Source organism: Pseudodesulfovibrio karagichevae (genome assembly GCF_041414475.1).
GTDB lineage: Bacteria > Desulfobacterota > Desulfovibrionia > Desulfovibrionales > Desulfovibrionaceae > Pseudodesulfovibrio > Pseudodesulfovibrio karagichevae.
Genome location: NZ_JBGLYH010000058.1, coordinates 1 through 24,081, shown reverse-complemented (window position 1 = coordinate 24,081; position 24,081 = coordinate 1). Strand labels below are relative to the sequence as shown.

Sequence of the window (24,081 nt, the reverse complement as noted above, 5' to 3'; positions counted from 1 at the left end):
GATGGGAATGGGGGTCTGGGGGAAGGGGAAGGAAAAGCCCTTTTCAAAGGGTTTTCCTTCCCCTTCCCCCAGCCGCCGGAGGCACCCTCCCCTACCCGGCCACGGCGCGGGCGAAGAAGCGGCAGGTCAGGTCCTGCCACCAGACGAAGCCGAGTTCGGCGTCCACGTACCAGGCGGCGGTGAAGGCCTTGCGGTCGGCGGACCAGAGGCGGGCCTTTTGCGGGTCGAAGGCGGGCTCCAGGCAGAACTCGCCGGGCTCGGTGCGGCCGGTGAAGAGCGTGGTCAGCTCGGCCACGGTGGGCAGCCGCCAGTCGGTGCGGCCGCCGTATGCGTTTTTGTTCAGGCGGGCGACGTGGCTGTTCGCGCGCTCCCAGGTCAGCGGATAGCGGGAGCCGTAGCGCTCCCAGACCAGGCCACGGGTCCGCTCCAGGACCGTGCCGTCGCCCTGGTCCGCGAACTCGCCGTGGGCGTAGCACTCGGGCCGCCACAGCTCGTCCAGGCCGAAGGCCGCCCGCCCCTGTTTGAGACCGGCCTTGAGCGGCTTGGACCGTGGCGGCGGGCAGGTCTTCAGGGGTTCGGGCCCGGCCAGGTCCGGGGCCGCGCAGACGGCGTCGCGCTGTCTGAGCCAGCGGGCTTCGAGTTCGTCCAGGGCCGCGAGCAGGGCCGGGCCATCCGGGAACCGGGCTGCCGGGTCGCGGGCCAGAGCCGTGGCGAAAAAGTCGTCCCAACTTTGATCGAGATCGGCGTGAACCTCACGGATGGAGGACGCGCCCTTCTCGTTCGGCAAGCGGCCGGTAAGCATGCGGTACAGGGTCACGCCCACGGAATAGAGATCCGAACGCTCGTCCGCGGACTCGGGGTCCGCCTCCTGCTCGGGCGCGGCGTAGTACGGCGAGCCCACGACCATGCCTTTGGGATGTGCGGTGCGTTCGCCGCGCAGCTTGGACAGGCCGAAGTCGATGAGCTTGACCGTGCCCGGCCCGCCCTGGTCCTCGGCGAGCATGACGTTGAACGGCTTGACGTCGCGGTGGATGAGGCCCTCGTAGTGCAGCCGGTTCAGGCCGCTGGTCATGCCCCGCGCGATGGACAGGGAGGTCTCCACTCCGAGGGGCCGGGACTCGCGCTCCACCTCGTAGGTCTCGCCCATGAGCACCCCGAGGTTGCCGCAGAAATACTCCATGGTGAAATGCGGGGGCGCAGGGTTGCCGCCCCCGTTCACGCCGCCCACGTCGAGCACGGCGGCCAAGTTGGGGTGGCTGATGGAGGCCATGGCCGAGGCCTCCTTGAAGAACATCTCCCGGAGGGCGTCCCCGCCGACCAGGTCCTCCATGATCTCGACGGGCCTGAGCACCTTGAGGGCCACGATGCGCCCGGTCACGGGCATGGCCGCCTTGTACACCGCGCCCATGCCGCCCCGGCCGAGCAGGCCGCGTATCTCGTATCGTCCTATGCGCATGGCCGCAGGGTAGCTCAAGGGGTCGGTCCGCGTCCATCCTGGGTTTGTCGGCGGACCGGGTGGCCGCCAGGGAGGATGACGGGAGAGAGGCGGACGCCACCCTGCCCTGACGGGGCGGGGACCTCGGTCCCCGCCCCTGACCGGGATGGGTTCCGGGGCCGATCCCCGGAATTCCCGAACAGCCTACACCCTGTTTTTGCGAAAACGCGGTTTCGGGAAAGAATGGCGGAAAAAAACAGCCGATAGGCATAAAAAAACAGCTTGACGGGGTTGGCCGCGACCCGCCGGAACGGTACGGTAAAACCCGTCCGGGTCACGGCTTGCCAAGGCCCCCTCTTGACGTTTACTTTAGACATACTCTAGACATATACGCCACAGAGAAAGAACAGGGAGTTATCCATGAAGAAATCCATACTGGCCCTGGTGATGCTGGCCGCGACCGCCCTCGTCCTCGGCGGCTGCTTCCGCAAACACATCGAATCCGCGCCGCCGGTGAAACAGCCCGCGCGGCAGTCCCAGGCCGCCGAGCCGCCCGTCATCGAGGAAACCTACGTGGTGGGCGAGGAAAAACCTTTGGATGCGCCCATTGACGAGGTCTACGAGGTAGACGCCGCCAAACAGGCCGGGACCGGGGGACCGGCTGTGGGCGAGGCCGATCTGGCCGAGGAGCCACTGCCCGACGCGGACCAGCTCAAGCATGAGGCCGAGACCGCAGCCGCCCAGGGCACGCCTCCAGCCACGGAGCCGACCGTCAAGCCGACGGCAAAAACCACCGTGAGCGCCGCCGAACCGGCCCCGGTGCGGGCTCCCGCCAATCCGGAGGACGAGATCGTCGGCATCGGGGATGAGGGGGATATGCCCGGCGCCACAAGGGCCGACACCCCGGCAGCGGCACCGACCATGGCCGCAGGAGGCCCGTATTACGTGCAGGTGGGCGCGTTCTCGGACGAGAAAAACGCGAACAGAGCCCTCGAGCGTCTCATTGCGGACGGCTACAAGGGCTCTGTGGTGGTCAAGACCGACGAGGGGCTGTTCCGCGTGCAGGCGGGTTCGTTCCCGGACGAGGCCACGGCCGGGGCCGCCCTGGACAAACTGAGGACGGACTACCCCAAGGGGTTCGTGCTGAAGAAGCCATAAGTCCGGGGTTGACCGAACTTTCGGGCCGGGTGTCGTCACTCGGCCCTTTTTTTGCGTCTTCGGCCTAGGGATTCAGTTCGGCCCGGAACTTGCGGGACAACCGGAACACGACCACCTTGCGCGGGGGCAGGGTGATGGTCTGGGTCGTCTGGGGGTTGCGGCCCTTGCGGGCGCGCTTGTCATACGCCTCGAACTTGCCGAAACCGGAGATCAACAGAGCATGGTCCTTCTTGACGGACTTCTTCATGATCTCGAGGATGGTCTCCACCAGGTCCTTGATCTCGGCGCGGTTTTTGTCGGTGCGTTCGTAGATGTAGTCCACGATTCCGGCTTTGGTGAGAGTGCTCATCGATTGCCTCCAAAAAGGGTTTTCAATAACTTACTTCAGCAATCCCGCGATAGTGGCCGCGAGTTTCTGCATGTCGTCCGGGTCGTCGTAGGAAGACTGGGCCCACAGTTTCAGGCCGTCGTCCGAGAACCTCGGTATGAGATGAAAATGCGCGTGATGAACCAGTTGCCCTGCCGCCTCGAAGTTGTTCTGCATGAGGTTGAGCCCTTCGGCGCCGGTGGCCTCCATGACCGCGCCGCCCACTGCGGACAGGGCCTGGATCAGGTCGTTGCCGAGCGCCGGGGGGATGTCCATGAGCGTCGGATGGTGGTCCTTGGGCAGCACCAGAGCATGGCCCGGATGCACGGGCGCGATGTCCAGAAAGGCCAGGACCGTGTCCGATTCAAAGACCTTGGCGCAGGGGATTTCCCCGGCCACGATCTTGCAAAAAATACACTCGGAATCCGCAATCGGCATTCGTCTTATTCCTCCGTCAAGGGCGAATTCCAAGCGTTTCAAGCGCATGGAATCCACGGCCTTGCGATGACAGTTTTTGACCGTTACTCGTATTCATACTAGGGATATCCAGTTAAATCAAGTCAGTTCGTCCGATTTTCTGAAAACCCCCGTCCGGCAAGGGCTGCCGAGAAGTCTAGATATAGTCTGAAAAATCGGACAGTTGACATAACCCAGGTGATTGAAATCGTTGTTTAACTCAATTGTGAAACAATTTCAGCCTGTTGTGGTGCCCGTTGAGAAAAGTCCCGCCATTGCGGGCAAATAAGGCGAACCGAGGGGAAATAATCAGGTTTTCGGACGGGCCGGAACGCCCACCACGGTCAGGCCCGGCGGCACGTCGCCCAGGACCACCGCGCCCGCACCGGCCACGGCCCGGTCGCCCATAGCCACGCCGGGCAGCACTGCGGCGCCGAGCCCGACCAGCGCGCCCGCCCCGATGCGGGCCGCACCGGCCACCTTGGCCCCCGGCGCGACGTGGGCGTGGCTCCCGACGCGGCAGTCGTGTTCCGTGACGCTGCCCGTGTTCAGGATGACGTTGTCGCCGATCTCGCTTCCGGTGTTGACGATGGCCCCCGGACAGACCATGCAGCCCCGCCCCAGGACCACGTCCGGGGCGAGGATGGCCGAGGGGTGGATGGCGTTGACCATGTTTTCGCCCTGAGCCGCGAAGTGCGCGAAGAGGCGCTCCCTGGTGGCGTTGTCGCCCACGGCCACCACCAGGCCGTCGTGGGGGATGGACCCGACGGCGTCGTCGCCGCCGAGCACGGGAAGGCCGAGCGGGCCGGCGGTGCCCGGAGCCTGGTCCGAGGTGACGTAGCCCTGCGGCTCCATGCCGTCCATGGCCAGCAGGATATCGGCCACCACCCGGGCGTGGCCCCCGCCGCCGATAATCAGTATCTTCATGAAGGTCCCTTTGAGCCCGCCCCGTCCCGGCGAAAGGCCAGGGATTCCGGTGCGGTGGTCATGTATGGTCATATTTCGAGTCCTACCCGTTTTACTTTTTCGGTGTCAACCGAAAGCCCGTCCTTGCACACGCTTGACGCGCCGTTGCGCCGCGCGGTATCCCGGTGCCACCGAATCACGACACCACAGCGCGGGCCGGGACCGTCCGTCCGCGCACCAAGGAGCCCTACATGACCAAGACCGGCATTCTCTTTCCCGGACAGGGATCCCAGGAAAAGGGCATGGGCCGCGACGTGGCCGAGGCGGATTCCGCCGCCCTGGACCTCTGGAAGCTGGCCGAGCGCGAGTCCGGCCTGGCCCTGCGCGAAATCTACTGGGACGGCGAACCGGCCGACATGGCCGACACCCGCGCCCTGCAACCCGCCCTGACCGTGGTCAACCTGACCCTGTGGCTGGCCGTCAAGGATAAGCTCTCCCCTGCGGCCACCGCCGGGCACTCGCTGGGCGAGTTCGCCTCCCTGGGCGCGGCCGGGGTCCTCGACGTGGAGGACTGCATCCGGGCCGTGACCCTGCGCGGGCGGCTCATGGCCGACTGCGGCGGCGCGGGTCACGGCATGGCCGCCGTGGTCAAGCTGGCCCAGGACAAGGTCGAGGAGATCGTGGCCGAAGCCGTGAAACAGTCCGGCAGGGAGCTGCGCATCGCCAACTACAACACCCCGGCCCAGTTCGTGATCTCGGGCGAGGCCGAGGCGCTGGACGCGGCGGAAACGCTGGTCAAGGAGGCCAAGGGGCGGGCCATCCGCCTGGCCGTGTCCGGGGCGTTCCACTCCCCGCTGATCCGGGAGGCCGCCGACGAATTCGCCGCCTTCCTCGAAACCCTCGCCTGGAAGGCCCCCGCCTTCCAAGTCTTCCACAACGCCACGGCCCTGCCCGAGCCCGATGCGGCCTCGATCAAGGCCACCATGCAGCGCCAGATGACATCATCGGTCCTGTGGATCCAGACCATGCAGGCCATGTGGACCGCCGGGGTGCGCGAATTCATCGAGATCGGCCCCAAGGGCGTGCTCTTCAAGATGCTCAAGGCCAACCTCGGCTCCGAAGAGGAGAAGTGGTCGGGGCTGAACATCGGCAACCTCGAGCAGGCCGGGGAGCTGTAGGCTCGTGCCCCGCGCCTTCGGCATCATCGGCTGGCCGCTCGGCCACACCCTGTCCCCGGCACTGCACAACTGGGGGTTCGCCGAACTCGGCCTGGACGCGCACTATACGGCCTGGCCGCTCGAACCGGCCGACCTGCCCGCGTTCATGGAGCGCGTGCGCACCGAGCCCGTCCACGGAGTGTCCGTGACCATCCCGCACAAGCGCGCGGTCATGGCCCACCTGGACCGGATCTCCGACCGGGCGCGGGCCATCGGCGCGGTCAACACCATTTACTGGGACGGCGACGCCCTGTGCGGCGAGAACACCGACGTCATCGGCGTGGTCGCCCCCCTGCGCGGGCTCGACCCGCTGCCGGGCTCGGCCATCGTGCTCGGCGCGGGCGGCGCGGCCCGGGCCGCCGTGGCCGGGTTGCTGGAACTCGGCATCCCGCGCGTGGCCGTGGCCAACCGCACCCTGGCCAAGGCCGAGGCGCTGGCCGCCGACTTCGGGGTGGCGTGCGTCCCCTGGGACGAGCGCATGGACGCCCCCTGGGAGCTGGTCTGCAACACCACGCCGCTGGGCATGTCCGGCGACCTGGAGGGCGGGACCCCCTGGGACGCGGACCGCTTCGCGCCCGGCGCCGTGGCCTACGACATCGTGTACAATCCGCTTGAAACCCGCTTCCTGGCCGAGGCCGGGGCCGCCGGGCGCCGCGCCGTCTCGGGGCTCGAGATGTTCCTGCACCAGGGGCTGGCCCAGTTCCGGCTGTGGACCGGGCGGGACATGGACGAGGCCGGGGCGAGACGGCTGCTCCTCTCGGCCCTCGGCTCATAGACAACACAAGACAAGGACGATTCCCATGAAATGCTTCCGTCTCCAGTTCGCGCCGCTGCTGCTGGCCTGTTCCCTGATCCTGGCCCTCTCCGCCCGTCCGGCCCAGGCCGGGCCCGACCCCGTGGTCGTCATGGAAACCTCCATGGGCAGAATCATCGTCATGCTCTCCCCCAAGGACGCGCCCAAGACCGTGGCCAACTTCCTGAAGTACGTGAACGCCGGCTTCTACGACGAGACCATCTTCCACCGGGTCGTCAGGATGAGCAAGGGCGGCCAGGGCATGGCCATTGTCCAGGGCGGGGGCTACACCTTTCCGATCAGCCAGAAGCGCCCGCTGTTTCCGCCCATCCCCAACGAGTCCGCCTCCGGCCTGATGAACGTAAAGGGCACCATCGCCATGGCCCGGACCGACAATCCGGACTCGGCCACCTGCGAATTCTTCTTCAACGTCAAGGACAATCCGACCTTCGACTTCAGCCAGACCGCTTCCATGACCGGCGCGGGCTCCTATTCGCAGAAGATCAACGCCGGGTACTGCGCCTTCGGCAAGATCATCCGCGGCATGGATGTGGTGGAGAAAATCGGCGAGGTCCAGACCGCCCGGGCTGGCCGCATGGAAGACGTGCCGGTCAAACCGGTGTTCATCAAGAAGGCCTACGTGGCCAAGTAGGGAAGCGTCTCTACAGGTTGCAGAAGTCGTCGGAGCATTCGAGGAACAGGTCCCACAGGGACTGCAGCTCGACCACCACTTCGGCCGAGACCCGGTCCAGGACCGGGGACGTGATGCCCAGCCGCTCGACCACCTTGCGCGAGACCTCGTAGTTGAGGCCGTCCGCGCCGAGCCCCACGCCGATCATCTTGGCCAGCACGTTGCCCACGTGGACCAGATCCAGGACCACGTCCCGGCCGTCATACTCGTCCGGGCGCAGGTGGTGGCAGACCACCCTGGTCAGGGCGTCGGGCAGCCCCCAGCGCTCGAGGATGATGCAGCCCAGCTCGGCGTGGTTGATGCCGAGCATGCGCTCCTCGGCCCGGTCGAAGGCCAGCCCCTCGTCGAAGACCAGGCGCAGTATCTCGCGCAGGTCCACCTGGACGTACGCCCCGAGCAGGAGCTTGCCGATGCCGGACAGCAGTCCGGCGGTGTAGACGTAGTCGGGCACGTCGAGCTTCAAGGCCGCGCCCAGCTCGCGGGAGGCGATGGCCACGGTGGTGGAGTGTTGCAGGAACTGGCTCGGGGCCTGGTCGTAGCCCGCGATGACGTGGACGTAGTAGGGGGCCACGCCCGTGGAGATGAAGAAGCGCAGGACCTCGGGCGAGCGGAGCACGTCCAGGGCGGCGCGCGCGGTCAGCACCGGCCGGTCCGAGGCCAGGTCCGAGGCGTTGACCACCTTGAGCAGGTTGGCGGTCAGGCCGGGGTCGTGCTCGATGATCCGGGCCAGCCGCGCCAGGTCCGATTCCGGGCCGTCCAGCAGAGCTCCGGCCTTGCGCACGCAGGTCGGCATGGCCACGACTTTCGCGCAGGCCGCCAGGATTTCGTCTCGTCGGCTCATAGGTCGCTCTCCTTCCCCAATGACCTCACTACCACACGACCGGTGTCCAGGTACAGGAAGAGTGTCCGGGGGATCGTGCCGCCCACGTCCTGGGCCGTCAGCCGCCTGTTGTTGCGGTCCAGCAGCTTCTTGAGCGCCTCGAAATTGCGCAAGCCGGTGTCGAAGATGCGGTCCTTGCGCATGTTCGCCCCGCCGGCGGCCTTGAAGACCAGGCGGTTCTTGTCGGCCCCGAGGTCCACAAGGCGGCGCACGGTCATGGCCACCCCGGTGTTCACGAACATGAACGGGTTGGCCCGCGCCTTTTCCTTGGCTGCGGCGGCCGTGGGCAGCAGACAGTGGATCATGCCGCCGATCTGCGCCTTGGGGTCGTAGATCGTCACCCCGAGGCAGGAGCCCAGGGAATAGGTGACGATGACGTCTCCGGGGTTGGTGGACAGCTTCATGTCCGATATGCCGACGACAAACGTGTTGTTCATGGTCAGGCCTCTTATATTGAGGACGCCGCAGAGTAAAGCCTCTCCTCTATCCTTGCATTGGGCCCGTTTTTTTCCCATAGTCGGGCATGCCCCAAAAAGAACCCCTGGCCGTACTGGCCGACATCCACGGAAACACGGCCGCGCTCAAGGCCGTCCTGGCCCACGCGAAGGCGCGCGGCCTGACCCGGTTCGTCAATCTCGGCGACACCTTCTACGGCCCCCTGGACCCCGCCGGGACCTGGACCGCGCTCCGGGACCTGGGCATGCCGACCGTGCTCGGCAACCAGGACCGCATCCTCCTGGACGACGCGCCGCCGCCCGCAGTGCGCGCCGTGCGCGACCTGCTCGGCCCGGACGCCCTGGCATGGCTGCGCACCCTGCCGGGGACCCTGCGCCCCGAGGCGGACGTCCTGCTCTGCCACGGCACGCCGAAAGACGACGCCGCCTACCTGCTCGAGGACGTGGCCACGGGCCTGCCCGCCCCGCGTGGGGAGCGGGCCGTCCTGGCCGACCTCCTGCCCGAAGCCGGGGGGTGCACCCTGGTCCTGGCCGGGCACAGCCACCATGCCGGGCTGGCCACGGCGGGCGGCATCACCGTGGTCAATCCGGGCAGCGTCGGGCTGCCCGCCTACGATGACGACCAACCGCCCCACGCCATGGCCAGCGGCTCGCCCCGGGCCGCCTACGCCGTGGTCTCGCGCACGGCCGAGGGCTGGGACGCGGAGTTCGTGGAGGTGGACTACGACTGGGAATCCGCCGCCGCCCTGGCCCGGAAAAACGGCCGCGAGGACTGGGCGCGGTGGCTGTCCACCGGCCTGGCCTGACCCGGCCGGAGCGCCTATTGAGGAACCTTTACCCTTTTTTTCTGGACTTTTTTTAGAATCTTCTGAAAACTACGGACTTAATGAACCTGCCGGACATGCGCCTGCGGGAAGGCGATGCCGGGCGGGCCAGACCCGAGCCCCGGTCCGATATGCCATGAAGCAGCACTCTGCCGCGAACATACGTCTACTGTCCGCCTTGGCGCTCTGCGCCCTTGCGGCCCTTTTCCTGTGCCCGTCCCCGGCCCTCGCCGCATCGGCCCAGTCCTACTTCACCGTGGGCCACTCCGAGTTCCACGCCCTGGTCAAGGACGCGCGCAAGGCCAAATACCGCTCCAACTGGCAGAGCGTGGAGAAAACCTTCTCGCGCTGCCTCAAGGCCTCGCCGGGCGGCTCCTACGCGCCCAAGGCCCTGTACTACATCGGCCGGGTCTACGAGGAGCTGGGCGCGCGCTCCGGGCTCAAGTCCGATTTCCGCCGGGCCGTGGACTATTACGGCCGGGTCCTGGCCCGGTATCCGCGCCACGGCTGGGCCGACGACTGCCTGTACCGGCGGGCCGACGTCTACGCCAGGCGGCTCGGGGAGACCTCCGCCGCACGCCTGGACCTGGCGTCCATCATCGTCGAATACCCGCGCTCGGACATGCGGGACAAGGCCGAGGTCGCCCTGAAGCGGCTGGGCAAATACGACTGGGCCATCCATGAGGTTTCGGGCGGCTCCGCCAAGGCCGAGGCCGACGACGCGCCCGCCCCGGTCCGGCAGCAGGCGGTGGGCTCCCAGGTCGGCGACCCCTCCGGCTTGGCCCACCTGGACGTGGTCCGGTTCACCTCCAGCGATGAATACACCCGCGTGGTCCTGGAGCTCGACGCCCAGGTCAAGTACCGCTACCAGGTGCTCGGCCCCAACCCCAAGGTGAACCGCCCGCACCGGCTGTACATCGACCTGCAGAACTCCCGCCTGGGCCACGACGTGACCTCGGCCACCACCGTGTCCGACGGCATCCTGCGCTCCATCCGCACCGGCCAATACTCCAAGGACACCACCCGCGTGGTCCTCGATTTCCTGAACATGCAGGACTACAAGATCTTCCCCCTGCAGAACCCCTACCGCATCGTCATCGACGTGTACGCCCCGGACGGCAAGACGCCCGCTCCGGGCCCGGTCATGGCCTCGACCGGGCCCGCGCACAAGACCACGGCGAACTCGGACTACCGCCCGCCCAAGGGCAGCAAGCAGATGGCCGGAAGCCTCCTGGAGCAGCTCGGCCTGACGGTCCGCACGATCATGATCGACGCCGGACACGGCGGCAAGGACCCGGGTGCCATGTCCAACGGCCTGCGCGAAAAGGACATCAACCTGAAATTCGCCAAGCTGGTCGGGGGCAAGCTCCACGCCAAGGGATTCAACGTCATCTATACGCGGACCACGGACGTGTTCATCCCCCTGGAGAAACGCACGGCCATGGCCAACGCCCAGAAGGCGGACCTGTTCCTGTCCATCCACTGCAACGCCAACCACAGCAGCAAGGTCAACGGGCTGGAAACCTACAGCCTGAACCTGGCCAAGACCGACGCGGCCGTGCGCATCGCGGCCCGCGAGAACGCCGTGGACCCGCGCGCCATCTCGGACCTCCAGTTCATCCTGACCGACCTGATGGTCAACTCCAAGATCAAGGAGTCCCGCGACCTTGCCGGGGACGTGCAGACCAGCACCATAAAACGCGTGCGCCAGTCCTACCCCCTGAACAACAAGGGCACGCGCGAAGCTCCGTTCTACGTGCTTATGGGCGCGAAGATGCCCTCGGTCCTGGTGGAGATCGGCTACATCACCAACAAGACCGAATCCAGCAGGCTGCGCTCGGACAAGTACCTCAGCCACCTCGCCGACGGCATCGTCGAAGGCATCCTCTCCTACAAGAGCCAGATTGAACGCTACGCGATGAACTGAGCCTGGGAGAGCGGGCCATTTGCACATTTTCCGAGATCCCGCCCAATCCTCACGTACAGGGAGTACGCTGCGGTCAGGCGGACCCTCGAAAAATGCACAGCTGACCCACTCTCCCAAGCCTAAGCGGTTCGCGCGGATAGGGCGCATTGATGAGGGGTGACTCTCTGCCGGATGAGCTGCTTGCCGATAGGCGACCGATGGGCAGGGCTGGAAACGGCCTGACCAAACCGACCCAATCCAGATACGAACACCCACCCTCCCAAGTCGAGTCTTGGCGCGGGACGAGAGCCGCTGTCGGGTGCGTGCCGCACCCGAATTGCTCAGGCAGAAAGAGGGAAGCCCTGTCTCCGGCCTCCCCTTCCCATTACGCAAGGTGCTTCACGAGAATGTGCGGATGGCCCGCTATCGCGGGCCGCCCTTGGCCTCAAGCCAGACGTTGGCGCGATGGGCCGCCTCCTCCATTTCCTCTTTGGTCATATGCTCGACGATCTGGTTGAGGCGCTTTTCGGCCTGAGGGTGGCCCTTGGTCCCGGCGATGGCGAACCACTTGCACGCCTCGACCAGGTCCGGGGGCTGGTTGATGCCCCGGATGAGCAGTTCGCCCAGGTCCACCTGGGCCTGGGTGAATCCCTGGTCGGCCGAGAGTTCGAGCCAGCGGCGGCCCTCGGGGATGTCCTGGGGGACCAGGGTGCCGGTCAGGCAGAGGGTGGCCAGGTTGTACCGGCTGCGGGCGTCGCCGTTTTCGGCGGCCATGCGGGTCCAGCGCAGGAACTCGGCGGCGTTGCGCTCAACTCCTTGGCCCTGGCCGTAGGCGTAGGCCATGTAGGCCTGGGCCTGGGCCTGGTTCTTGTCGGCGGCGGCCCGGAGCAGGGCCAACCCCTTGGCTGGGTCCCGTTCCACGCCCAGCCCCGCCAGGTAGAACCGCCCGAGGATGTTCAGGGCGTCGGCGTTGCCCTGGTTGGCGGCCTGTTGCAGCCAATGGGCGGCCATGGCCGGGTCGTGGCTGCCGAAGTCGCCCTCGAAATACTTGCGCGCCAGGATCAGCTGGGCCTCGGCGTCGCCGGACCGGGCCGCGGCCTTCAGCTCGTGCGCGACCTCGGGCAAGGCCGAATACTGAACGCCCGCCAGAAGCAGGTAGGCAAAGAAGAGAAACTGGAACATCCGCTTAAACATGCGCAGCCACCTCGGTGTTTGGATACAATTCCGTCATACACGATCTAATACGGTACGGAGCGGGCTGTCAAAACGAGGGAAGAAATTTGCACACTGCCGATGAGACACGGTGGAGAGGTGCAAGGGCGCGGCCCGAAGCCACCCGGCGGGAAGCGGCATCGAATTCCGGTTGTTCCCGGCGGAACGCCCTACTCCGGCTGCCTCAGCAGCGCGGTGAGCGCCACGGCGCAGGCCGTAAGCGCGGCGCAGAGCCGGAAGGCGGCGTTGAAGTCGCCCGAGAGGTCGGCCAGATATCCGGCCACCACCGGGCCGACGATCTGGCCCGCGCCGAAGAACAGGGTGATCAGCCCGAAGGCCCTGACCGCCTGGTCCGGCCCCATGTAGTCGCCCACGGCGGCCGACATGATGGTCGGAATGCTCCAGGCCACGATCCCGAAGATGACCACCGAGGCGTAGAGGAAGAAGGACGAGCCGTTCATGGCCGCGAAGGCATAGGCCGCCGTGAACAGGGAAAAGACCACGATCATGCCGAACCGGCGGCCCATCCGGTCGGACAACGCGCCGAACAGCGGCCCGGGCAGGATGGACAGCCCGCCGACCACGGCCCAGAACCGCCCGGCCGCGCCCTCGCCGTAGTGGTGCACGTCCACCAGGGCGGTGACGATGAAGGTGGCGTAGATGACCGACGTGGCTCCGAAGAGCAGGTAGATGATCCCCAGGTGCGCGATGGTCCGGCGTCTGGCCCGGGGATCTTCGGACCGGGATTTGCGGGAAAGGGTGCGCACCGGAGCGGACTCGGCCCGCCCCAGGGGCTCGATGCCCTTGTCGCGCGGGTGGTTGCGCAAAAGCCGGCCCGCCAGCGCGGCCACGGCCAGAGCGATGAGCCCGAGGACCAGCCAGCCGGTGTGCCAGCCCTGCCCGCCCGAGCCGAGGTTCACCCAGGGGATGACAGGCCGGAGAAGACGATGGCCACGCCGTTGCCCGAGACCATGAACCCGGCCGCGCGGCCCCTGGTGTCCCGCAGGAACCAGTGGGAGATGAGCCCCATGAGCGGCACGTTGGCCAGCCCGGACCCGATGCCCGTGGCGAAATAGAGGAGCAGCACCGGCACGAACCCTGCGGCGCGGCTGATGCACATCATGGACAGCCCGACCAGGGCCAGTCCGGCGGCGATGGTCCGCCGTGCGCCCAGCGACTGGGTCACGGTCCCGGCCAGCAGAACCGCGAGCATGTACCCGGTGAAGTTGCCGGTGCTGATCAACCCCATGCGCCCGTAGTCCAGCCCCAGGGATGCGCCCATAGACGGCAGCAGCATGCCCAGCGAAAACCGCCCCAACCCAAGACAGGCGAAGACCACGGCCGAACCCACGATACAGATGGTCCAGCCGTAATGCCGCGATGGGGTTGCCTGGTCCTGCATGGGCCTCCATGGAGATCAGGGGAAATCAGGGGACCCCGGCCGCACCCTCCCGCGGCCGGAACAATCGAACGACATGCGGCACAACACCGCCGCCGCACGAAGACCGCACCATAATAAACTTATTTTCCGGTGTAAATTCCATCGAATGATATTCAATCCAAAGAGGAGCACCCCCCCCTTCTCCTCCTATGGAGCGCCTTTGCCGCCAAAGGCGGCAAACAGCGGCTCCCCCGGAGGCCGGAAAGGCCCGCTATCCCGAGCCGCCTACCCCATGCAGCAACCGGTGCCCCGCTTAGGCTTTCGAGAGTGGTGCAGCTGTGCATTTTCTTCCGGCCGGGGCAACCGCAGCGTAGCCGTCTACGTGAGGATTGGCCCGGCCGGAAAAAATGTGCAGATGCGCCACTATCGGAAGCCGACTACCACTCAACGGGCAATTTCACTTTCTGGGAAGCCTTGTTGGTGAAGAAGATGTGGCCATGCTCACGGCCGAACAGATACACGTCCCGGGTCACGGCCACGTCCTGGCGGCAGTACTCGGTGATCAGGTCGAGCCGGCCCTCCTTCCACCACTTGAGCGCCATGAGGCCGTCGGCGGACTTGCCCGCGCCGAGGGTGGCCGAGGCGATGTTGTCGAGCTTGACCCGGTAGCCCAGCCGGTTGTTGACCTCCACCAGGAGGTCGAGGTTGGGCAGGGAGCGAAAGGCGAAGGGATGCAGGCCGCCGAGCACCGCATAGTCGAATTTGACGTGGTTGAAGCCGATGACCAGGTCGAACTTCCGCAGGTGGTCCACCAGGGCGTCCATGTCGTCCTGTTCAAAGTCGAACATGGCCTCCTTTTCCGAATCCCACAGGCAGGCGATGGACACGCCCATGCGGTCGGCGCGGTTCCAGCCGCCCACCTCGTCGGCGGAGTAGCGGGTCTCGATGTCCAGGACGCCGTACCGCTTGGGCGCGGGCCGCTTCGTGTCGATGCCGGGGAGCGTGTTCACGTCGATTTCCTTTGGGGTGATGGATTGGGGGTCGCCCGAACGGATGGATTCGAGCACGAACAGGGCGGCCCGCTTGTCGATGGGCCGGTTGCCCGACCCGCACTTGGGCGAATGCACGCAGGACGGGCAGCCCAGCTCGCACGGGCAGTCCCGGATGGTCGAGAGCGTGGTCTCGATGAGTTCGTCGGCCCGCTCGAAGGCCTGGCGGGTCAGCCCCGCGCCGCCGGGCATGCCGTCGTAGATGAACACGGCCGGGCCCTCCACCTGCGGGTGCATGGGCGTGGAGATGCCGCCCAGGTCGTTGCGGTCGGTCATGACCAGCAGCGGGAGCATGCCGATGGCCGCGTGCTCGAAGGCGTGGATGCCGCCCATGAAGTGCAGGAACTCCTCCTCGCAGCGCCGCCGGATGTCGTGGCCGATCTCGAACCAGATGGCCTCGGTCTCGAAGACCTGGGGCGGCAGGTTCAGCGGCACGATGCCGAGCAGCTTGCCGCCGCGCACGGAGCGCTTCTCGTACCCGGTGATCTGGTCCGTGACCTTGACCCGCCCGAAATAGACGCGCGTGCCGAAGCTGGCCTTCTGGCCGAGCACTTCGAGGATCTCGGTGTCCTTGCTGCCGCGCGGCTTGGTGTAATAGCCCACGCGCTGGGCCACGGCGTGCACCGCGTTGGTCGCAAGGTCCATGTCCCGGATGACGAAGGTCCGCCCCCGGTGCAGATAGACCGCGCCCGGATGGGTCTCGCGAAAGGCCCTGTACTGGTCGATGGTCCCGATCACGGGCGCTTTCTCATCGCTCAGGGAATTATCTTCGATATGCATCTGACGCCCCGCCCCGCGCAGATCCACGTCCTGGTGCGGCCGCTTGCGGTGGGTGACGATCTCCACGGGGTGGCCCGGCAGGTCCGGCTCCACCTCGAAGAGCAGCCCGACGGCCACCAGCTGCTCCACCCGGCGGGCCACCGGCTCCTCGGCCAGGAACGGCTCGCCGCGCCGCAGGGTCAGCTCGGCGGCCGCGCAGATCAGGTGCCGGTCCATGACCACCGGGTTGAACGGGTTGAGCATGGCCGACTCGGGCGGACGGGCGAAGAAGTCGTTCGGGTTGCGCATGAAATACTGGTCCAGGGCGTCCTCCTGGGCGATGAGCGCCACGGCGGAGTCCCGGCGGCTGCGCCCCACGCGGCCGCCCCGCTGCAGGGTGGCCATGATCGAGCCGGGGTAGCCGACCATGATGCAGACGTCCAATCCGCCGATGTCGATGCCCAGCTCGAGCGCCGAGGTGGAGATGACCGCCAGCAGCTCGCCGTCGGCCATGCGCGCCTCGATCTCGCGCCGCTCCTCGGGCAGAAACCCGGCCCGGTAGGCCGAGATGCGGCTCCTGAACTCCCCGCTCTTCTCGGCCGCCCAGATGGAGATCAGCTCGGTCATCTTGCGCGACTGGCAGTAGACGATGGTCCGCAGCCCGCGCGACAGGGCCGCCCGAAGCAGACTGATGGCCGCCCCGGACGGGCTGCCGTCCGGGTTGACGAAGACCATGTGCCGCCCGCCGCGCGCGGCCCCGGATTCGAGGATGGGGTGCGCGTCGAGCCCGGTGAGCATCCTGCACAACTCGGCCGGATTGCCGATGGTCGCCGAGCAGAACACGAAGGTCGGGTTGGCCCCGTAGTAGCGGCACAACCGCATCAGCCTGCGGAAGACCATGGCCATGTGCCCGCCCATGACGCCCCGGTAGGTGTGCACCTCGTCGACCACGATATGGGTCAGCCCGGACAGGAACTCGGCCCAGCCCGCGTGGTGCGGGAGCATGGACAGGTGGACCATCTCCGGGTTGGACAGGATCACGTTGGGCGGCGAGTTGCGGATCTTCTTGCGGAAATGGGGCGAGGTGTCGCCGTCGTAGATGGCCGCCGTGGGCCTGCGGTCCTCGCGGCCGTCCAGCGGCAGGAGCGCGGCCAGCTCGTTGAACCCCTTGAGCTGGTCCTGGGCCAGGGCCTTGAGCGGAAAGAGATAGAGCGCCTTGGATTCGGGGTCGGCCAGGATCTGCTCCATCACGGGCAGGTTGTAGGTCAGGGTCTTGCCGCTGGCCGTGGGCGTGGCCACGACCACGTGCCGCCCGGCGCGGACATAGTCCACGGCCTCGGCCTGATGGTCGTAGAGCCGGTCGATGCCGAGCAGACCGAGCGCGCTGCGCAGGGCGGCGGGCCACGGGCGGCGCGGCTCGCCGAACCGGGCGTCCGCGCCCTCGACGACGCGATGGTGTGCTATCTGGTGGGCCATGCGCTCGGAATCGAGCATGGCCGAGACGTATTCAAGGACAGGGCTTTCCACACCCGAATCCTACTTCGGCCGGGCGGGCGAGGCAAGCCGCGAAATATAATTGCACCCGGCCCGACCCCCGCCACATACTCCCCCCAGACAAAATTGTTCAAATCCCGGAGCCAAGCATGTCACCCGAAAACTGCGCCGTCGAAATACAAGCCTGTCTGATCGAAATAGCCCGCGCCGCCGAGGCGCGCACCAAATCGACCGCTTACCATTCCGAAAAGGTCGCCCGTGTGGCCCACGGCATCGCCAAGGCCCTGGACCGGCCCAAGAACATCCTGGCGCGGCTCTTGCTCGTCGGCAGGCTGCACAACATCGGCCTGGTCGGCACCTGCGACTCGGTGCTGCGCAAGACCGGCAAACTCACGCCACAGGAATTCAAACACATCCAGGAGCACACCCGCCTGGGCGCGGCCCTGCTCGCCCCCATCCCGGAACTGGCCGACGTGGCCGAGGTCTGCCTGTCCCACCACGAGCGGTGGGACGGCTCGGGCTACCCCAACGGCCTGGCCGGAGAGAAAATCCCGCGTCTGGCCCGGCTCATCTCCGTGGCCGACTCCTACTGCGCCATGATCTCCGAACGGCCGCACCGCGACTCCCTGCCGCGCCCCGTGGCCGCCGATATCATCGCCGAGGAACGCGGCACACTCCTCTGCCCCGAATGCGTGGACGGCTTCCTCACCTGGTACAAAAAAACCGACGGCCGTATTGATCTGTTTTAAGGATGCCTCTGGACTCCCCCTCCAGAACTTTTTGTCGTCGCTTCGTGGGGTGCGAACGCGGCCCGTAAGGACTCTTTTCAGCCCATCTCCCGGCACGCACATCCTTCCGGATAGCGCTGGCCCAGTCGCCACCCACCGCACGCGCGGATGCGCATACAAAAAGTTTAGGAAGGAAGAGGGGATGGGGAGGGCCGGGGGGACGGGGAAAGGGAAAGCCCTTTTCACAGGCTTTCCCTTTCCCCGTCCCCCCGGGCTTCTTTACTTCGTAACGACGAAACGGGTGAAGTCCTGGGTGAGGGTCGGCTTGAGGGCCTCGAGTTCGGCCTCGGGCATGGACGCGAAGGCGAAGGCGAAGACCGGGTATTGGTGGTAATCGATCTTTCGTAATTCCAGAACGTTGGAAAACATTGATTGAAATCCCGCGTAGTCGATGGAGCGGATGGCGGTGCGGTCCAGGGAGGACGGCAGGTCGCCGATGACCATGACGGCGGCCATGCCTTGGTTTTCGGTCAGGAGGGCGTCCCAGTCCGGACGCAGCTCCTTGAAATAGCATTCATAGGGGTTGATGCCCCAGGCGTGGAAGGTCAGGTCGGCCACGCACCAGCCCGCGAAGCGCAGGGGGTTGGCCTCGATGGGCAGGATGTCGCCGGTGTCGGTGACCCGGACTTCGATATGGGTGACGAAGTCGCGGAATCCGCACTCGCGGCCCACGTCGCGGAGGTAGTCGGTGAACGGCAGCAGCCAGGTCTCGATGATCCGGGCCGAGGTGTAGTAGAGGCGGTCCGAGACGTCGGCGGCGGACAGGAAGGTATGGTGCAGGATGTTGGTGATCACCGGGTCGCCCTCGGCGTCATAGTAGACGTCAATGGCGTATTCCTCGCCCCGGATGGACTGCTCGACGATGAACTCGCCGCCGCTGACCACGGCCTCGGGGTATTCGGCGTTCAGGGCCGCGCGCTCGGCCTCGATGGCCTTGACGGCGGCGGGCCAGTCCTCGGGCGTATCGACCACGTGCACGCCCAGGGAAAAGAAGCCGCGTGTGGGCTTGACGATGAACGGGCCGTCCATGGACGCGGGGTCGAAGTCGGCAAGTCGGTCGAAGGGTACGCGTTGGAACCGGTAGTCCGGGTGCAGCCCGGCCACGGTCTCGCGGAAGAGCGCCTTGTCCTTGCAGATGTCGATCTGCCGGGCCAGGTCCTCGTTGCACCGGCAGCGCAGTACGTGGCCCAGGCCGTTCTCGGAGTTGGTGTAGACCTTGCCGCCCAGGGCGAGCCGCGCGGAGAACTCGATTTCGTCGATGTAGTTCAGGGGCGCGTCGCCCGCAAGGGTGCGGACCTGGGGGGTGTCGAGCACGGACTGGCCCAGCTCCAGGATGGAATCCACCAGGAACCGGGAAACGTAGGGGTAGTCGAGGACAATCATTATTTCGCCTTGCCGGTCAGGCCGTATTTCTTCAGTTTGTATTGCAGGTTGGACTTGGAGAGGCCGAGCATCTCGGCGGCCTTGACCTGGATGAAGTCGGTGCGCACCAGGGCGCGCTTGACCAGGGCGCCCTCGATCTTGTCCATGGTGTCGGCCAGGTTGAGCTTGGTGGGCAGGAGGTCCACGGCGGACTTGAACTGGGCCTCCTCGTCCTTGATCTCGGGCGGCAGGTCGTCGGCGTCGATGACGTCGGTCCGGGCCAGGACCGTGCACCGCTCGACCACGTTTTCCAGCTGGCGGACGTTGCCCGGCCACTCGTAGGCGGTCAGGTAATCCATGGCCGCCGAGGTGAATCCGGTAATCTCCATCTGGTTTTCCTTGTTGTACTTTTCAAGGAAGTGCGCGGCCAGCAGCGGGATGTCCTCGCGCCGCTCCCTGAGCGGCGGCATGAAGATGGAGACCACGTTGAGACGGTAGAAGAGATCCTCGCGGAACTCGCCCTTGGCCACGGACTCCTGGAGATTCTTGTTGGTGGCGGCCACGATGCGGATGTCCACGTCAAAGGTCTCGGAGCCGCCCACGCGCTCGATCTGGTGCTCCTGGAGCACGCGCAGGAGCTTGACCTGGAGCTCGGGGGTCAGTTCGCCGATCTCGTCCAGGAAGAGCGTGCCCTTGTTGGCCTGCTCGAAGCGGCCCTTGCGCATGGCCGTGGCCCCGGTGAAGGAGCCCTTTTCGTGGCCGAAGAGTTCGGATTCGAGCACCCCGGGGTTGAGCGCCATGCAGTTGACCGTGATGAACGGGGCCTCGCGCCTGGGCGAGGAGGTATGGATGGCCCGGGCCACGAGCTCCTTGCCCGTGCCGGATTCGCCGAGGATGAGCACCGTGGACTTGCTCGGCGCGGCCCGGTCGACCATGTCCAGGACCTGCTCCATGCCTTTGCCGCGCGCGATGATGTTGTCCTTGGAATAGCGGTCGCGAATCTCCCTTTTCAGGCGGATGTTCTCCTGCTGGGTGGCGGCGTACTGCACGGCCTTGGAGATGGACAGGAGCAGCTCCTCGTTGGCGAAGGGCTTGGTGATGTAATCAAAGGCCCCGATACGCATGGCCTCCACGGCGGCCTCGATGGAGCCGAAGGCGGTCATGATCAGCACCGGGATGTGCGGGTAGTTCTTCTTGCAGTGCTCGAGCACGTCCTGGCCGGTCATGCCCGGCATCTTCATGTCGGTCAGGACCACGTCCACCTCGGAATCCTCCAGGTAAGCCAGGCCCATCTCCGGATCGGACAGGGTGGTCACGTGGTATCCCTCGTCCTCCAGGATGGACTCCAGGATGAGCAGATAGTTCTTTTCGTCGTCGAGAATCAGTATATTCGCGGCCATTCGATCTCCGGGCAAGGTGTCTATTTTCCGTCAAACAGGGAGCACGATAAAACAAGACGGGCCGAAAACCAAGGGACATCCCGGCGTCACCCGGATTTCACCGCTTGAAGCTGGATTGTCGCACCAGGCCGTGGTATCGTGCCTCCATGGCTGAATCGGAAAAGACCATACTGAGGAAGCGGCTCATCGAACGCCGCGCCGCCCTGTCCCCCGATGCGGTGGCCCGGGCCAGCGAGGGGGCCGTGTCGCTCGTCCGCACCCTGTTCGAGTGGAGGAACGCCACCGAGGCCCTGCTCTACTGGCCGGTGCGCGGCGAGATCGACCTGCGCCCGCTGATCACCGAGCTGTGGCAGCGCGGCTGCCGTGTCCTGCTGCCCCGCTGCCGCCCGGACCAGCCCGGCCGGATGGACATAGCCTGCGCCGCCTGCGAGGACGAACTGGTGCCCGGCGCGTTCTCCATCATGGAGCCGGACGCCGAGATCTGCCCACCCGTGGACACGTGCCGCCCGCAGATCGCGCTCGTCCCCGGCGTGGGGTTCGACCGCAAGGGCAACCGGCTCGGCTTCGGCGGCGGGTACTACGACCGGCTGCTGGCCACCGACGCCCTGCGCGACACCCTGGTGGTGGGCGTGGCCCACGAGTTCCAGCTCATCGACGACGTCCCCACCCAGCCGTGGGACAAGCCGGTCCACGTGGTCTGCACCGAAGAGGAACTATGGCGGCCATAGCCTTTTTCCCTTTTGAGTTCCCGGACATCCCGCAGGTCGCCTGCGCCTTCACCTCCCGCCGGGGAGGCGTGTCCGAGCCGCCCCACGACTCGGCCAACATCAGCTTCGACGTGAACGACGATCCCGAAGCCGTGACCGTGAACCGGCGCATGGTCTTCACGCGCATGGGGCTGACCGGCTGGTGCGAACTCAACCAGGTGCACGGCGACGTCATCCGCTTCGACCCCGCGCCCCACGCGCCCGAGGAGCACGCCACATTGGACGGCGACGGCATGACCACGGCCACGCCGGGGCACGGCCTGGTCGTCAAGACCGCCGACTGCCAGCCCATCCTCCTGGCCCACCGCTCGGGCCGGTACGTGGCCGGGCTGCACGCGGGCTGGCGCGGCAACAAGATCGACTTTCCCGGCTCGGGTGTGCGCCGCTTCTGTGAGCACTATGATCTGAAACCCGAAGACGTCTTTGCCGTGCGCGGTCCCTCCCTGGGCCCGAAGGCCGCCGAGTTCGTCAACTTCGAGACCGACTTCGGCCCCGCGTTCCGCCCCTGGTACGACCGTAAGGCCAAAACCATGGACCTCTGGCAACTGACCCGCGACCAGCTCATGAACGCGGGCGTGCCCGAGAACCAGATATTCGGCCTGGACCTGTGCACAATGACCATGGAGGAAACCTTCTTCTCCTACCGCAAGGCGTGCGCAAGCCCGGCCCGGGACACCGGACGGCAGTGCGGGATCATCTGGATCAGGCCGTAGCGAACCGCTCGCCGTCACGCCATCCATCCCCCCGCCCGTCCCTCTTCGCCCAATAAAGACTTTCTCCCTGAAATCCGCTACACCCTCCCCATGGGTACGCTCGTCAAACTGATCATCATCCTCGGCCTGGTCTTCCTCATCGTCGGCCAGTTCACCCGGTCCAAGGCCGAGCGGGTCAAGCGCCGGGACAAGATGACCAACATCCTGCTCATCGTGGTCATCGTCATGCTCGGGCTGACCATCCTGACCAACCTCCTCCGTTAGCCGCCATGGCCCGCCCCGCGTTTCCGCACATCCCGTGGTCCGCTCCCTCCGGCCGGGAGCATGGCCCGCGCGTGCTCGGCATCAACCCGTGGATCACCGACTTCGCGGCCTTCAACGTCTGGTCGCGCCCGGCCGGGCTGCTCGCTTGCCTGGACATGCTCCGCTCCGCCGGGGCCTCGGTGGCCCTGCTCGATTGCCTGGACCCGACCTGGCAGGCCGACCCTGAGCTCGGCCTGAAATGGCCAAAACCCGGCAAGTACGGCACCGGCCACTACCCCAAGGGAGAGATCGAGCCGCCCGCACAACTCGCCTTCATGAACCGCCGCTACTCGCGCTACGGCCTGCCGCGCGAACGGGTCATCGAAGCCCTGGCCGCGCTCGACCCCATCCCTGACGCCGTGCTGGTCACGACCATCATGACCTACTGGTACCCCGGCGCCCTGGACATCCTCGACATCTGCGCCGAACTGTGGCCCGACGCACCCCGCTTTTTGGGCGGGACCTACGCCACCCTGTGCGGGGACCACGCCGCGCGCCACGCCAACGCCCACCTCCAGCAGGGCCCCCTGGAGCGGCCCGACAATTGGTCGCGATTCTGGGAGTTGATTGATTTAGAAGCCCCACAACAGGCTGATAAAAATGGTCTTTCATTGGCGCTCGACCTGTACACCGAGCCCGCCTATTCCATCGTCCTCGGCTCGCGCGGCTGCCCCTTCTCCTGCGAATACTGCGCGAGCAACGCCCTGTATCCGCGTTTCCGCCAGTCCACGGCCGAAGCGGTCATGGCGACCGTGCAATCCGAGTATGAGCGGGGCGTGCGCGACTTCGCCTTCTACGACGACGCCCTGCTGGTCAACCCGGACCGCTGGCTCTGGCCGGTCCTGGATGGGCTGGCCGCCTCGACCATGGACCTGCGGTTGCACACCCCCAACGCCATGCACGTCCGTCATCTGACCGCCGATGTCTGCCGCCGCCTCAAGGCCGCCGGGCTGACCACGGTGCGGCTGGGGTTGGAGACCACGGACTTCGACCACCGCCACGACGTCAAACTGACCCGTGAGCAGTGGGAAACCGGGGCGCGCAACCTGCTCGATGCGGGCTTCGAACTCGACGACATCGGGGTGTATATCCTGTTCGGCCTGCCTGGCCAGGACCTCGGCAACGTGGAGGGAGCGGTTCAACACGTGCGCGCTTACGGGTTCCGGCCCCATCTGGCGCACTACACGCCCATCCCCGGCTCGCCCATGTTCGACACGGCCTGCGCGGCCAGTCCCTATCCGCTTGAGGCCGAGCCGCTGTTCCAGAACAATTCCATCTGGCCCTGCGTGCCGGGCGGGTTCGACTGGGACGAGGCCAAACGGTGGAAGGCGCTGCTCCACGGGGAACGGGGGTAGCCGACGCTCGGCCTTTTGTTGGGAGCAGGGAGTGAAGGGAAGGGAACGCCTTTTGTTTGCGCGCATGCGCGGTGGGAGAGTGCGCGTTCTCCTTGCTTTGTTTTTCGCCTTTACGGCGACTTCCTTTTTTGCTGGCGCAGAAAAAAGGAAGCAAAAACTGCGCGTTTGGGCTAGCTCGCGGAAGCGGGACCAAGAGCCCGTAGGCGGCTCTCGCGGGCTGGATAGATGTCTGCTGCGCAGACGCGATCCTGCCTGCGCTTCGCCGCCCGAGACGGGCTCTAGGTGTGAAGTTATAGGAGGTTGTTCACTCGGCCCTAATCGGTCAAATTGTGTTTACGAAGACGCAATTGCCGAAAGGAGGACCGAGTGAACATTCATGCCAATGCCAGATTGACGCCGATTCGTCGAGT

The 24,081-nt window shown here is 66.3% G+C and carries 23 protein-coding genes; 11 read left to right on the top strand and 12 right to left on the bottom strand.

The window, feature by feature from the left end; genetic code table 11:
* Positions 1 to 91 precede the first annotated feature (91 nt).
* Positions 92 to 1,456 (bottom strand): protein kinase domain-containing protein, encoded by a 1,365-nt coding sequence (locus AB6M95_RS15955; RefSeq protein WP_371387741.1) that lies wholly within the window; start codon positions 1,454 to 1,456, stop codon positions 92 to 94.
* A gap of 399 nt (positions 1,457 to 1,855) precedes the next feature.
* Here AB6M95_RS15955 and AB6M95_RS15950 point away from each other — a divergent pair, with 399 nt between their 5' ends.
* A complete protein-coding gene (locus AB6M95_RS15950) occupies positions 1,856 to 2,593 on the top strand; it encodes an SPOR domain-containing protein (RefSeq protein WP_371387740.1) in 738 nt (245 codons plus the stop codon).
* A 64-nt stretch (positions 2,594 to 2,657) separates the two neighbouring features.
* Here the strand turns inward: AB6M95_RS15950 and AB6M95_RS15945 are convergent, their stop codons facing one another.
* From AB6M95_RS15945 to AB6M95_RS15935, 3 genes are all read right to left on the bottom strand, one after another.
* Positions 2,658 to 2,942, bottom strand: coding sequence for an integration host factor subunit alpha (locus AB6M95_RS15945; protein ID WP_371387739.1), 285 nt, complete (start codon positions 2,940 to 2,942; stop codon positions 2,658 to 2,660).
* A 30-nt stretch (positions 2,943 to 2,972) separates the two neighbouring features.
* On the bottom strand, positions 2,973 to 3,398 hold the full coding sequence (locus AB6M95_RS15940; RefSeq protein ID WP_371387738.1) for an HIT family protein: 426 nt from the start codon (positions 3,396 to 3,398) through the stop codon (positions 2,973 to 2,975).
* Positions 3,399 to 3,725: 327 nt separating this feature from the next.
* Complete coding sequence (locus AB6M95_RS15935) at positions 3,726 to 4,343, bottom strand: acetyltransferase (protein WP_371387737.1); 618 nt, start codon at positions 4,341 to 4,343, stop codon at positions 3,726 to 3,728.
* Between the two features lie 230 nt (positions 4,344 to 4,573).
* Here AB6M95_RS15935 and AB6M95_RS15930 point away from each other — a divergent pair, with 230 nt between their 5' ends.
* From AB6M95_RS15930 to AB6M95_RS15920, 3 genes are read left to right on the top strand one after another with little or no spacing between them, the layout of a single operon-like run.
* Positions 4,574 to 5,500, top strand: a complete 927-nt coding sequence (locus AB6M95_RS15930; RefSeq protein ID WP_371387736.1) for an ACP S-malonyltransferase — start codon at positions 4,574 to 4,576, stop codon at positions 5,498 to 5,500.
* Between the two features lie 4 nt (positions 5,501 to 5,504).
* On the top strand, positions 5,505 to 6,314 hold the full coding sequence (aroE, locus tag AB6M95_RS15925; RefSeq protein WP_371387735.1) for a shikimate dehydrogenase: 810 nt from the start codon (positions 5,505 to 5,507) through the stop codon (positions 6,312 to 6,314).
* Positions 6,315 to 6,339: 25 nt separating this feature from the next.
* Entirely contained in the window at positions 6,340 to 6,984 is a 645-nt protein-coding gene (locus tag AB6M95_RS15920; protein ID WP_371387734.1) for a peptidylprolyl isomerase, read from the top strand.
* Between the two features lie 10 nt (positions 6,985 to 6,994).
* On the opposite strand, the gene AB6M95_RS15915 is transcribed toward AB6M95_RS15920, so the two are convergent.
* The gene (locus AB6M95_RS15915) at positions 6,995 to 7,864 is read right to left on the bottom strand and encodes an HDOD domain-containing protein (RefSeq protein WP_371387733.1); all 870 of its coding nucleotides are present in this window, start codon (positions 7,862 to 7,864) and stop codon (positions 6,995 to 6,997) included.
* The gene (locus AB6M95_RS15910; protein WP_371387732.1) at positions 7,861 to 8,340 is read right to left on the bottom strand and encodes a chemotaxis protein CheD; all 480 of its coding nucleotides are present in this window, start codon (positions 8,338 to 8,340) and stop codon (positions 7,861 to 7,863) included. The genes AB6M95_RS15915 and AB6M95_RS15910 overlap by 4 nt, the downstream gene beginning before the upstream one ends.
* A gap of 86 nt (positions 8,341 to 8,426) precedes the next feature.
* Between AB6M95_RS15910 and AB6M95_RS15905 the strand changes: the two genes are divergently transcribed.
* Together AB6M95_RS15905 and AB6M95_RS15900 are read left to right on the top strand one after the other, a co-directional pair.
* Positions 8,427 to 9,164 (top strand): metallophosphoesterase family protein, encoded by a 738-nt coding sequence (locus AB6M95_RS15905; protein ID WP_371387731.1) that lies wholly within the window; start codon positions 8,427 to 8,429, stop codon positions 9,162 to 9,164.
* Between the two features lie 154 nt (positions 9,165 to 9,318).
* A complete protein-coding gene (locus tag AB6M95_RS15900; protein ID WP_371387730.1) occupies positions 9,319 to 11,109 on the top strand; it encodes an N-acetylmuramoyl-L-alanine amidase in 1,791 nt (596 codons plus the stop codon).
* A 402-nt stretch (positions 11,110 to 11,511) separates the two neighbouring features.
* On the opposite strand, the gene AB6M95_RS15895 is transcribed toward AB6M95_RS15900, so the two are convergent.
* The 4 genes from AB6M95_RS15895 to AB6M95_RS15880 all read right to left on the bottom strand — a co-directional run bounded on the left by AB6M95_RS15895 (position 11,512) and on the right by AB6M95_RS15880 (position 16,983).
* On the bottom strand, positions 11,512 to 12,282 hold the full coding sequence (locus AB6M95_RS15895; RefSeq protein WP_371387729.1) for a tetratricopeptide repeat protein: 771 nt from the start codon (positions 12,280 to 12,282) through the stop codon (positions 11,512 to 11,514).
* Positions 12,283 to 12,470: 188 nt separating this feature from the next.
* A complete protein-coding gene (locus AB6M95_RS15890) occupies positions 12,471 to 13,220 on the bottom strand; it encodes an MFS transporter (RefSeq protein WP_371387728.1) in 750 nt (249 codons plus the stop codon).
* A complete protein-coding gene (locus AB6M95_RS15885; RefSeq protein WP_371387727.1) occupies positions 13,217 to 13,702 on the bottom strand; it encodes an MFS transporter in 486 nt (161 codons plus the stop codon). The genes AB6M95_RS15890 and AB6M95_RS15885 overlap by 4 nt, the downstream gene beginning before the upstream one ends.
* A gap of 416 nt (positions 13,703 to 14,118) precedes the next feature.
* The gene (locus AB6M95_RS15880; protein WP_442604688.1) at positions 14,119 to 16,983 is read right to left on the bottom strand and encodes a DEAD/DEAH box helicase; all 2,865 of its coding nucleotides are present in this window, start codon (positions 16,981 to 16,983) and stop codon (positions 14,119 to 14,121) included.
* Between the two features lie 149 nt (positions 16,984 to 17,132).
* Between AB6M95_RS15880 and AB6M95_RS15875 the strand changes: the two genes are divergently transcribed.
* Entirely contained in the window at positions 17,133 to 17,732 is a 600-nt protein-coding gene (locus AB6M95_RS15875; RefSeq protein ID WP_371387726.1) for an HD-GYP domain-containing protein, read from the top strand.
* Between the two features lie 258 nt (positions 17,733 to 17,990).
* Here AB6M95_RS15875 and AB6M95_RS15870 read toward each other — a convergent pair whose 3' ends face one another.
* Complete coding sequence (locus tag AB6M95_RS15870; protein WP_371387725.1) at positions 17,991 to 19,154, bottom strand: ATP-grasp domain-containing protein; 1,164 nt, start codon at positions 19,152 to 19,154, stop codon at positions 17,991 to 17,993.
* On the bottom strand, positions 19,154 to 20,533 hold the full coding sequence (locus AB6M95_RS15865) for a sigma-54-dependent transcriptional regulator (RefSeq protein ID WP_371387724.1): 1,380 nt from the start codon (positions 20,531 to 20,533) through the stop codon (positions 19,154 to 19,156). Before AB6M95_RS15865 ends, AB6M95_RS15870 begins: the two co-directional genes overlap by 1 nt.
* A gap of 146 nt (positions 20,534 to 20,679) precedes the next feature.
* On the opposite strand from AB6M95_RS15865, the gene AB6M95_RS15860 reads away from it, so the two are divergent.
* The 4 genes from AB6M95_RS15860 (at position 20,680) to AB6M95_RS15845 (ending at position 23,671) form a co-directional block, all read left to right on the top strand.
* Positions 20,680 to 21,261: a 5-formyltetrahydrofolate cyclo-ligase gene (locus AB6M95_RS15860; protein WP_371387723.1), complete on the top strand. Its 582-nt coding sequence runs from the start codon at positions 20,680 to 20,682 to the stop codon at positions 21,259 to 21,261.
* The gene (locus tag AB6M95_RS15855) at positions 21,249 to 22,013 is read left to right on the top strand and encodes a purine nucleoside phosphorylase YfiH/LACC1 family protein (protein ID WP_371387722.1); all 765 of its coding nucleotides are present in this window, start codon (positions 21,249 to 21,251) and stop codon (positions 22,011 to 22,013) included. Before AB6M95_RS15860 ends, AB6M95_RS15855 begins: the two co-directional genes overlap by 13 nt.
* A gap of 90 nt (positions 22,014 to 22,103) precedes the next feature.
* The gene (locus AB6M95_RS15850) at positions 22,104 to 22,277 is read left to right on the top strand and encodes a hypothetical protein (RefSeq protein WP_371387721.1); all 174 of its coding nucleotides are present in this window, start codon (positions 22,104 to 22,106) and stop codon (positions 22,275 to 22,277) included.
* Positions 22,278 to 22,282: 5 nt separating this feature from the next.
* A complete protein-coding gene (locus AB6M95_RS15845) occupies positions 22,283 to 23,671 on the top strand; it encodes a B12-binding domain-containing radical SAM protein (protein ID WP_371387720.1) in 1,389 nt (462 codons plus the stop codon).
* Positions 23,672 to 24,081: the final 410 nt, after the last annotated feature.